Origin of the sequence: Burkholderia sp. Ac-20384 (genome assembly GCF_017104605.1) — a bacterium.
Classification (GTDB): domain Bacteria; phylum Pseudomonadota; class Gammaproteobacteria; order Burkholderiales; family Burkholderiaceae; genus Burkholderia; species Burkholderia lata.
The window spans coordinates 1-3,405 of record NZ_JAAGPE010000540.1; the positions used below are offsets into that span (position 1 = coordinate 1).

General features: G+C 66.2%; 1 protein-coding gene. It reads right to left on the minus strand.

Translation table 11 applies throughout. The features are described from left to right. Window positions 1–23: 23 nt before the first annotated feature. The coding region (locus G3O00_RS41330) for a YadA-like family protein (protein ID WP_206146451.1) at window positions 24–3,405 on the minus strand (3,382 nt) is incomplete at its 5' end.

Here is a 3,405-nt window from a genome sequence, read left to right on the forward strand (position 1 = left end):
GGGCGGCCTGGCGGCGCGACGCGTTACTTCCACTGGTACAGCATGCCGGCGCCGATCACCTTCTGACCGCCGCTGAAGCCGCCGTTGATCGACGCTTTCAGGTTCTCCGTGATGCGAGCCTGCATGTTGACCGCCATCGCCTTCTGGCCGAGGAAGGTCGACGTACCCACGCCCATCCCGAAGTTGGCGTCGCGATCGAGCTGCGGGATCGATGCCATCGCGCCGACTGCCGCGATACCCTGCTTCGCCATCTGGTCGGTCTGCTGCAGTTGCGAACCCAGCGAGTTGATCTGCGCCTGCTGGCCCGACAGTGCCGTCGACAGCGTCGTCTGCACTTGCGTCAGCTGGTTCACGTTCACCGCGTCGGTGCCTTGCGTACCCGGTGCGACGTTCGTGATCTGGCGCTGCTGCGTGTCGCTACCGACCGACACCACGTTCGAGCGGCCGCCGTCCGTCGAATTCGCGCCGATCGCCACCGAGTTCGAACCCGCGGTGACGGTCGGGACGTCGGTGCCCTTGCCGTTCATGTCGGCCGCGATGCCGTTGTTGTTGGCGGCGCGCGTCGTGTTGTTGTTGATCGTCGTCGACAGCGAGTTCAACGTGTTGTTGATGTTGGTCACGCCGGTCGACAGCGAGGCCACGTTGCTGTTCGTCGTGCTCAGGCCGGTGGACAGCGAGCCGATGCCGGTCGAGGTCGACGTCGACAGCGAGTTGACGTTGCTGTTCGTCGTGCTCAGGCCCGTCGACAGCGAGTTGATCGCGGTCGAGGTCGACGTGGACAGCGAGGCCACGTTGCTGTTCGTCGCGCTCAGGCCGGTGGACAGCGAGTTGATGCCCGTCGACAGCGACGCGACGTTCGACGCGGTCGACGTCGACAGCGCATTCACCGCGTTGTTCGTCGCGTTGAGCTGGCTGCCGTTGATCGCGTCCGTGCTGCTGGCCGAGATCTGGCCTGCCGCGACGTTCGTGATCTGGCGTTCCTGGCCCGGTGCGCCGACGCTCACCACGCCGACCGGCGAGCTGCCCGCGAAGAAGTACGTGACACCGCCGATCGTGGCGCTCGATGTCGGGTTCGCGGTGCTCGTGACCGAGTTCGCGCCGAGTGCGATCGAGTTGGCGACGTTGGCCTGTGCGTTCGTACCGAAGGCGAGTGCGTCGGCGGCGGTAGCCTTCGCAGCCGAGCCGTAGGCCTGTGCACCGACGGCGTTGGCCGTGGCCTGGTTGCCGAGTGCGATCGTGTTGTCGGCGAGCGCCTGGTTCGAGCTGCCGAGTGCGAGCGCGCTCGCGCCGTTGGCCGTGTTCGCGTTGCCGAGCGCCACTGCGCCGTTGCCGGTCGCCGTGTCGTTCGCGCCCATCGCCACCGCGCCGGTACCCGTTGCGATGCTCGGGTCGCCGATCGCGACTGCGCCGTCGCCGCTTGCCGTGTTGCCGGAGCCGATCGACACGGCCTTGCCGCCCGTTGCCGATGCGTTCTGGCCGATCGCGACCGCGCCGTTCGTCTGCGCGTTCGAACCGTCGCCGACTGCCACGCTGCTGTTGCCTGCTGCGCTGGCGTTCACGCCGGCGGCGAGGGAGTTGATACCCACCGCGCCCTTGTTGTCGTAGTTGCCTTGCGTCGTGCCGTTGTCGTTGACGCTGTAGTAGTGCGTCTTCGCGTCATTGATCGCGGTCGAGGTCGAGGTCGACAGCGACGACACCGAGCTGTTCGTGCTGCTCAGGCCGGTGGACAACGAGCCGATGCCGGTCGAGGTCGACGTGGACAGCGACAGGATCGTGCTGTTCGTGCTGCTCAGGCCGGTGGACAGCGAGGTGATGCCGGTCGAGGTCGAAGTCGACAGGGAACTGATCGAGCTGTTGGCCGACGACAGGCCGGTCGAGGTCGAAGTCGACAGGGAGCCGATCGAGCTGTTCGCCGACGAGAGGCCGGTCGAGGTCGAGGTCGACAGGGAACTGATCGAGCTGTTCGCCGACGAGAGGCCCGTCGAGGTCGAAGTCGACAGGGAGCCGATCGAGCTGTTCGCCGACGAGAGGCCGGTCGACGTGGAGGTCGACAGGGAGCCGATCGAGCTGTTGGCCGACGACAAGCCGGTCGAGGTCGAGGTCGACAGCGAGCCGATCGAGCTGTTGGCCGACGAGAGGCCGGTCGACGTGGAGGTCGACAGGGAGCCGATCGAGCTGTTGGCCGACGACAAGCCGGTCGAGGTCGAAGTGGACAGGGAGCCGATCGAGCTGTTGGCCGACGACAAGCCGGTCGAGGTCGAGGTCGACAGCGAGCCGATCGAGCTGTTGGCCGACGACAAGCCGGTCGAGGTCGAGGTCGACAGCGAGCCGATCGAGCTGTTGGCCGAGGAGAGGCCCGTCGAGGTCGAAGTCGACAGGGAGCCGATCGAGCTGTTAGCCGACGACAGGCCCGTCGAGGTCGAGGTCGACAGGGAGCCGATCGAGCTGTTGGCCGACGACAGACCCGTCGAGGTCGAGGTGGACAGCGAGCCGATCGAGCTGTTAGTCGACGACAGACCGGTCGACGTGGAAGTCGACAGCGACGTCACCGAGCTATTCGTCGAGCTGAGGCCCGTCGACAGCGAACCGATCGAGCTGTTCGCCGACGAGAGGCCGGTCGACGTGGAGGTCGACAGCGACGTGATCGAGCTGTTAGCCGACGACAGACCGGTCGACGTGGAAGTCGACAGCGACGTCACCGAACTGTTCGTCGAGCTGAGGCCCGTCGACAGCGAACCGATCGAGCTGTTGGCCGACGAGAGGCCGGTCGACGTGGAGGTCGACAGCGACGTGATCGAGCTGTTTGCCGACGACAGGCCGGTCGACGTCGAAGTCGACAGGGAGCCGATCGAGCTGTTGGCCGAGGACAGGCCCGTCGAGGTCGAGGTCGACAGCGAGCCGATCGAGCTGTTAGCCGACGACAGACCCGTCGAGGTCGAAGTCGACAGCGAGGTGATCGAGCTGTTGGCCGAGGACAGGCCCGTCGAGGTCGAGGTCGACAGGGAGCCGATCGAGCTGTTGGCAGACGACAGGCCGGTCGACGTCGAAGTCGACAGGGAGCCGATCGAGCTGTTAGCCGACGACAGACCCGTCGACGTGGAAGTCGACAGCGAGGTGATCGAGCTGTTGGCCGACGACAGACCCGTCGAGGTCGAAGTCGACAGCGAATCGATCGAGCTGTTGGCCGACGACAGGCCGGTCGACGTGGAGGTCGACAGCGAGCCGATCGAGCTGTTGGCCGACGACAGGCCGGTCGACGTGGAGGTCGACAGCGAGGTGATCGAGCTGTTGGCCGACGACAAGCCGGTCGAGGTCGAGGTCGACAGCGAGCCGATCGAGCTGTTGGCCGAGGAGAGGCCCGTCGAGGTCGAAGTCGACAGGGAGCCGATCGAGCTGTTAGCCGAC